Origin of the sequence: Rhizobium sp. NLR22b (assembly GCF_019685295.1) — a bacterium.
Taxonomy (GTDB): Bacteria; Pseudomonadota; Alphaproteobacteria; order Rhizobiales; family Rhizobiaceae; genus Rhizobium.
The window spans coordinates 171259-178000 of sequence record NZ_JABDWM010000016.1 but is presented as its reverse complement, the minus strand read 5'-3'; the positions used below and the strand labels follow the sequence as shown (position 1 = coordinate 178000).

Here is a 6742-nt window from a genome sequence, read left to right as displayed (position 1 = left end):
CGTCCGGAATGAAATATCGCGGGGTGGAGCAGCCCGGTAGCTCGTCAGGCTCATAACCTGAAGGCCGCAGGTTCAAATCCTGCCCCCGCAACCAATCTTCCCAAAAAGCCCGCCTCGTGCGGGCTTTTTGTTTGGTAACAGCTCGAGAATTTGACGCCTCATCTGCGGCCCGCAAGAAGGCAAAGTCGACGCAGCCCGGACACAAAAACCCCAAATCTTGACCCCGCGACCAATTCAACTTGCAAATTTACCCATGCAAATCGCTTGGCAGAAGCACTCGACATAACCCTCGACGAGCTTTGCGTTTCTGCTGGGCGTTCAACTCCCCGGACGCCGACTGATCTGCCGCGGAACTTTCATTCGGCAGCCATGAGAGCCTCGGCGGTTTTTGATAAGCAAGATGGCGCGGTGTAACCGGCGGAAACGCGAAGCCTTCATCTTGCACAGCGAGCTACTCTTCTCAAAACGTCCTATGCAGAACGCATCACGCCCAGCGACGGCATTGTATGGGGTGCGTCGCCGTTGTACCATGTAGCCTGACAAGTGTGCGCAGTGCTCATTGTAGAGCGGAGCCAAAGCCCCGTCGCGCGCTTCAACCCGATGAATAAGTAGCCGGATCATGGAACTTATCGTCGCCCTTGGCCTGATCGTCTTGAAGGTCGCGTTCCTGATTGCGATCCTGCTGTTGCTACCCTTGCCGCTCACCTGGCTGGAACGCAAGGTTGCCGGGCACATGCAGCAGCGGATGGGGCCGATGCGCGTGGGATGGCACGGGCTGTTGCAGCCGGTGGCGGACGGAATCAAGCTCCTGACGAAAGAGGATCACATCCCGGCTGAGGCCGACCGGTTTCTGTTCAAACTGGCGCCAATCCTGGCACTCGCCCCACCCTTTGTGGTGTTCGTCGCGATCCCCTTCGGCGAAACTGTCTCGGTCCTCGGCCACGGGATCACGCTCTACGTCTCCAACATGAATGTGGCGCTCCTTTTCGTCTTCTCGGTGATCGGGATCGAGGTTTATGGCGTCATCTTCGGCGGTTGGGCCTCCAACAGCAAATACGCTGTCTTGGGCAGCCTCAGAACCTGCGCGCAGATGATCAGCTACGAAATCCCCATGGGGTTCGCGGTCATCGGCGTGGTCATGCTGGCGCAATCCATGAGCCTTCTCGAGATCGTGCGGGCGCAGGCCGATGTCTGGAACATCGTCTACCAACCGATCGGATTCTTCGTGTTCTTCGTCGCCGGATTGGCCGAAGCGCAGCGCATCCCCTTCGACTTGGCGGAAGCGGAAGGCGATCTGGGGGCCGGGTTCCATACCGAATACAGCGGTATCCGCTTTGCCTTCTTTATGGTCAGCGAATATGCCATCGTATTGCTTGTGTCGGTTTTGGTGGTGATCCTGTTCTTCGGCGGTTGGAACGGCGTTCTGGTTCCTTTGCCACCGCTCCTGTGGTTTGCTCTCAAGGTCGCGTTGTTCGTCTATGTGTTTATTTGGTTTCGCTTCACTTTCCCCCGCTACCGCTACGATCAGTTGATGGCGATCGGATGGAAAGTCTTGCTTCCTCTGTCGATGGCGAACATAATTGTAACTGGTGTACTTTTAGGGGCCGTAACGGGTCCATAGCGAGGCGGCGATGTCGCGCGCGCAGGACAGAGTTGGAACATGGATTGGCTGGACGTTTTTTGCCGATCTGGCGAGCGCCTTGGCTCTGACCTTCGGCTACATGTTCTCCAAATCCGTGACCATGCAGTATCCGGACAACGAAAAATGGTTGCCTTACTCGCGTTACCGAGGGCATCACTTTTTGAAGCGTGATGAAGAGGGCGAGATCAAGTGCGTGGCCTGCGAACTCTGCGCGCGGATCTGTCCCTGCGACTGCATCGAAGTCGTCCCGTACGAGGACGAGAAGGGCAATCGCCATCCGGCCAAATTTGAAATCGACACAGCACGCTGTCTGTTCTGCGGGTTGTGCGAGGACGCCTGCCCGGCGGATGCAATCGCGCTTGGGCAACAATACGAATTTTCCAGTTTTTCCTCCGCTGACCTGGTGATCGGGCGCGACGATCTGCTCGTCAAGCCGGGTAAGGCGGCAACCGGCGGCGGCGTGGTTGCCGCGCGCCTCAATACGAAGAAGGACGTAATTGTCGAGACCAACGAGACGCAGGGCTACAACTGGTGGCGGAATATCCGGCGAACATGAACGCGCGCCAGCCATCAAACCGAAGCGCTCAAACAGGAGGCTCAGATGTTTGTCGGTGAAATCATGAAGAACAAGGGTGTCGGTGTCATCGCAGTCGCCCCCGATCAGACGATGGTGGAGGTACTGAGGTTGTTTCGAGACAACAATATCGGCTTCGTCGTCGTGAGCCGCTCGAACAGCAAATACCTGGGTACACTGTCGGAGCGGGATTGCTGCAATGCGATGGCGGAATACGGGGCCGAGGCGGCGGCGATGCGGGTCGCGGACATCATGAACCGCAATGTGGCGATGTGTTCGACACAAGATTTGCTGCCTGTCGCGATGGGGATCATGACCCAGCGGCGTACGCGCCATGTGTTGGTCACGGATGGAGGCAACGTGGTCGGCGTGGTCAGCATCGGAGATGTGGTTAAGCACAGGCTCGACGAAGCGCAGCGTACAGAGCAGGAGTTGCAGGATTACATATGCGGGGCCAGGTATCACTGACGCCGCCAACTCGATGTGAAGACGCTGGGACGGGCAGCTTGCCGCGGAGCCTTGCGGTGCCCCGATCCTAGAGCAATTCCAGGAAAAGTGCGAAGTGGTTTTCCGTCCGGAATTGCGTAAAAACAAAAAGTTAGAGCGGTTCAGCGCTTCCGTGAAAACCTGAACCGCTCGAGATCTTCAAACCCCACGCCAGCTCCGGCCTGGGCGGTCGACGTCAGGAGTGGGATGCGCCTTCTGGACTTCCACCGCGCATGGATATTCGCCCCGCCGCAGCAGGCTGTTGAGACGCAAGGCTCCATAGTTTTCCGGAACGAAGACGAGGCCCTTGGGAAACCGCCTGTCGACCCTGAGCTGCGCCGACAGTTCGCCTTGGCCGGAACGCACGATTACCTGATCGCCATCCGAAAGGCCAAGCTCCGCAGTATCCTGCGCGCTCATCGCGACATAGGGATCGTTGGCGACCGTGTTCAGCGTGTCCGACCGTTCGGAAAGATATCCGTTGTGGAACAGGCAGTCGCCGGTGATCAGCATGAGCCGGTCGGCTGCTGTTGGAACGGACGGCGGCGCAAGGAACACGCCAGCCGATAATGTCGGCACCGCCCTGGTGAATGCGCCGTCGGCGCCAAGTCCGTCCTGCGTCAACCCCTGATAGGCCGGGACCAGCCGGGCAATCTCGTCGAAAATTTCGCCTCGCGTCGATGGCCGCAGCGCCTGGTTGCGTAGCGCGGCGACGAAGTCGATAATCGCCAGATTGCCTCGCGCCTCGAAAACGGGCTCACGGAATTTGCGAACATTCTGGATCCGGCCTTCGTTGTTGGTGAACGTTCCAGATTCCTCGCCATAGCCCGCCGCGGGCAAGACGACCTCGGCCATGCCCGCCGTCTCCGTGAGGAACGCGTCCTGCACGATCAGGAGATCAGCCGCGCCAAGCGCCCGCGTCACAAAATCCCGGTCGGGATAGGCGACCAGGGGGTCGGTTCCGACGATGTAGAGCGCGCCCATCCGGCCACCGACGCAGAGCTCCAGCATGGCGTCGAGATTCGCGCCGGGTCCAGACGGGATTTGGGCGTCCCAGTTTCGGGCAAGAGCTGCGCGCGCCGCGTCATCGGCGACCGCCCGCAGCCCCGGCAGAGCCGCCGGCAGGACCCCCATGTCCCAGGCACCCATCTGGTTGGCACGGTCGAAGAGAAACTGCATCGCCGGGCCCTTGCCTAGCAGGCGCAGGCCCTGCAGGAGGTTGTTGAGCTGCAGCAGCGTCGCGCGCGCTTCGGGTGATCTCAGGAGGTCGACGCTGACAAGCACGGTGACGCTACGGGCTTCCTTGAGCGCGGTGGCGAGACGATCCGGCCCGTCGCCGCCGGTGCCCGCTGCCGGCCAGCCGATCGTCGCACCGATGTCCGCAATTGAGTCGCCCGGCAAGGTCTGACCGGCCGCCGCCATGAGCGCGGTTACCACCGCCGCAAGGCTTGCCTCTTCTCCGCCCGGCGGCACGCGAACCACCACCCTGGCATCGGCGTCCAGACGCGAGGGCCGCGCCGAAAGCATCAGCAATCCGGCCTGCCGTCGCCGCATGGCGTCTCGCAGCAGGTATTCGGTGACGGGATTCTCCTCGGTCACGTTGCCGCCGACGACGAGCACGCAGTCGTTGCCGATTACGTCGTCCAGCGGTGCGCGGCTGTAGAAAGTTCCCAATAGCGGGCCGAGCGTATCGAAGGGCGCGGCCCAGCGTGACGAACAATCAATGTTGTTGGTCCGGAATACTGTTCGCATCAGCTTCTGGAACTGATAAAGCACCTCGTTGGGCAGGCGAGGCGAGGCCAGCCCGCCGGCATTCTTGGCTTCGACAGCCAACAGTCGCCGGCGCAGATAGTCCCCCGCTTCGTCCCAGGAAACCGGAACCAGGGCGCCATCCTGACGGATCATTGGCTGCTTGATCCGGTCCCGGCTTGCAACGAAATCGAGGCCGAAGCGTCCTCGCACGCAGAGAGTTTCGTGGTTGACACCTTCGTCCCACTTCGAGCGCACCCGCATGAACTCGCCCTTGCGCGTGCCCACTGTCAGCTGGCAACCGGTGCCACAATGCGGGCAGATCGTGTCGGTCTCTACGAGATCCCAGGGGCGCGCCTTATAGCGGTAGGGGAAGCTCATCAGCGCGCCGACCGGGCAGACCTCGACGCAATTGCCGCACTGGTCGCAACTCGCCAGACTGCCCTCGAAGCCGGTGACGGCGGTATCCATGCCTTTCTCGACGGTGCCCAGCGCCACCGCGCCGACGACCTCCTCGCACATCCGGACGCAGCGCTGGCACTGGATGCAGCGGTTGACATTCATGATGATAACCGGGCTCAGGCGAATGTCCTCGGAGTGGAACACACGTTTGTCATCGCGGAACTGGCTTTCGCGGGGCCCATAGGCCATTACCATGTTCTGAAGCTCGCATTCTCCGCCCTTGTCGCAGATGGGGCAGTCGAGGGGGTGGTTGGCGAGCAGCATGTCGAGCATGGAAGAGCGCGTTTCCTCGATCAGAGGCGTATTTGTCCGCACGACCATGCCATCGGTGACCGCAGTAGCGCAGGACGGCTGCAGCCGCCGCAGGCCCTCGATCTCCACCAGACACATGCGGCAAGAGGCCAGCGGCGGCAGACGCTTCAGATAGCAAAAGGTCGGGATATCGATGCCCAAACGCCGGGCGGCCTGCAACACTGTCGAGCCAGCCTCAACCTCCAGCGTTTGTCCATCGATCGTGACTTTAAGCATGGTTTCCTCACAACCCTTATTCAGCACACTCCTTCAGTGAAACGGGCACCTCCGCTCCTCGACATGGGCGACGAATTCATCTCGGAAATGCGCGAGTGCTGCCCGCAATCCCATCGCTGCACCGTCACCCAAGGCACAAAACGTATTGCCGAAAATGCCCTTGCAGAGCATCTCCAGCTGCTCCAGATCGCCGGGCGCTCCATCCCCGCCTTCAACCCGGCGCAGGACCTTCACAACCCAGTTCAATCCTTCCCGACAGGGCGTGCACTTGCCGCAGGACTCATGGTGGAAGAACTCGACGATCCTGGTGGCGACCTTGACCATGCAGGTGCTATCGTCGATCACGATAACGCCAGCCGAACCGAGCATCGAGCCGGCGGCAGCCAGCGAGTCAAAATCCATTCTCACCTCCAGCCCGTGCTCAGGGATGACCGGCGCGGAGACCCCGCCCGGGATCACTGCCTTGATCTTGCGTCCCGGCAAGGCCCCGCCGGCATGTTCCTCGACCAGCTCGCGCAGCGGTATGCCCATCGGCAACTCGTAGAGGCCGGGTTTGCGCACCTGCCCACTGAGGCAGTAGAGCTTCGGGCCGGGGCTCTTGTCCGGGCCGATGCCGCGGAACCAGTCCGCGCCCCGCATCACGATATGCGGCACGCAGGCCAGCGTCTCGACATTGTTGATTACAGTCGGGCTGGCGTAGAGCCCAGCCACGGCCGGAAACGGCGGCTTCAATCGCGGCTGCGCCCGCTTGCCCTCAAGCGACTCGAGCATCGCAGTCTCCTCGCCGCAGATATAGGCGCCGGCGCCGCAGTGGATGTGGACGGCGAAATTGAAATCCGAGCCCAGAATGCGCTTTCCGAGATAGCCCCTTGCGTGGGCCTCGGCGATCGCCTGCTCCAGACGACGGATCGCCGTCACATATTCTCCGCGAATGTAGACATAGGCGGTTTCAGCCCCAATCGCGTAGGCACTTACCGCCAGCCCCTCAATCAGTTGATGTGGGTCACGCTCCATGATGATCCGGTCCTTGAACGTGCCCGGTTCGCCTTCATCGGCGTTGCAGCACAGATATGTCGGCTTGCCGGCGCGCTTCGGCACGAAACCCCATTTCATGCCCGTCGGGAATCCGGCACCGCCGCGACCGCGCAGGTTGGACCGTTTGACAAGGTCGATAATCTCGTCAGGCGTGTACTCGCGCAGCGCCTTCGCCAGCGCCTGATAGCCGCCTCCAGCCTCGTAGGTCGACACCAAATGACCATCCGCCACATCGACATTTTTGAGAAGAACCGGCTCGAACATGG

Annotated in this window: 5 protein-coding genes and 1 tRNA gene; 4 read left to right on the top strand and 2 right to left on the bottom strand. The window is 61.1% G+C overall.

Features of this window, described 5'->3' with window-relative positions:
- Positions 1-17: 17 nt before the first annotated feature.
- The 4 genes from HJC00_RS24455 (at position 18) to HJC00_RS24440 (ending at position 2684) form a co-directional block, all read left to right on the top strand.
- A tRNA-Met gene (locus HJC00_RS24455) sits at positions 18-94 on the top strand.
- A gap of 525 nt (positions 95-619) precedes the next feature.
- Positions 620-1621, top strand: coding sequence for an NADH-quinone oxidoreductase subunit NuoH (gene nuoH, locus HJC00_RS24450; RefSeq protein ID WP_210629989.1), 1002 nt, complete (start codon positions 620-622; stop codon positions 1619-1621).
- Positions 1622-1631: 10 nt separating this feature from the next.
- The gene (locus HJC00_RS24445) at positions 1632-2198 is read left to right on the top strand and encodes an NADH-quinone oxidoreductase subunit I (protein ID WP_210629990.1); all 567 of its coding nucleotides are present in this window, start codon (positions 1632-1634) and stop codon (positions 2196-2198) included.
- A gap of 45 nt (positions 2199-2243) precedes the next feature.
- Positions 2244-2684, top strand: a complete 441-nt coding sequence (locus tag HJC00_RS24440) for a CBS domain-containing protein (RefSeq protein WP_210629991.1) — start codon at positions 2244-2246, stop codon at positions 2682-2684.
- A gap of 177 nt (positions 2685-2861) precedes the next feature.
- Here HJC00_RS24440 and nuoG read toward each other — a convergent pair whose 3' ends face one another.
- Both nuoG and nuoF read right to left on the bottom strand, forming a co-directional pair.
- Complete coding sequence (nuoG, locus tag HJC00_RS24435; RefSeq protein ID WP_221144560.1) at positions 2862-5441, bottom strand: NADH-quinone oxidoreductase subunit NuoG; 2580 nt, start codon at positions 5439-5441, stop codon at positions 2862-2864.
- Positions 5442-5474: 33 nt separating this feature from the next.
- A complete protein-coding gene (nuoF, locus tag HJC00_RS24430; protein ID WP_210629993.1) occupies positions 5475-6740 on the bottom strand; it encodes an NADH-quinone oxidoreductase subunit NuoF in 1266 nt (421 codons plus the stop codon).
- Positions 6741-6742 lie beyond the last annotated feature (2 nt).

What these genes read in the sequence shown, in the direction of transcription:
- nuoH (WP_210629989.1), top strand. Translation starts at nt 620, where the DNA reads ATGGAACTTATCGTCGCCCTTGGCCTGATCGTCTTGAAGGTCGCGTTC.
- HJC00_RS24445 (WP_210629990.1), top strand. Translation starts at nt 1,632, where the DNA reads ATGTCGCGCGCGCAGGACAGAGTTGGAACATGGATTGGCTGGACGTTT.
- HJC00_RS24440 (WP_210629991.1), top strand. Translation starts at nt 2,244, where the DNA reads ATGTTTGTCGGTGAAATCATGAAGAACAAGGGTGTCGGTGTCATCGCA.
- nuoG (WP_221144560.1), bottom strand. Translation starts at nt 5,441, where the DNA reads ATGCTTAAAGTCACGATCGATGGACAAACGCTGGAGGTTGAGGCTGGC.
- nuoF (WP_210629993.1), bottom strand. Translation starts at nt 6,740, where the DNA reads ATGTTCGAGCCGGTTCTTCTCAAAAATGTCGATGTGGCGGATGGTCAT.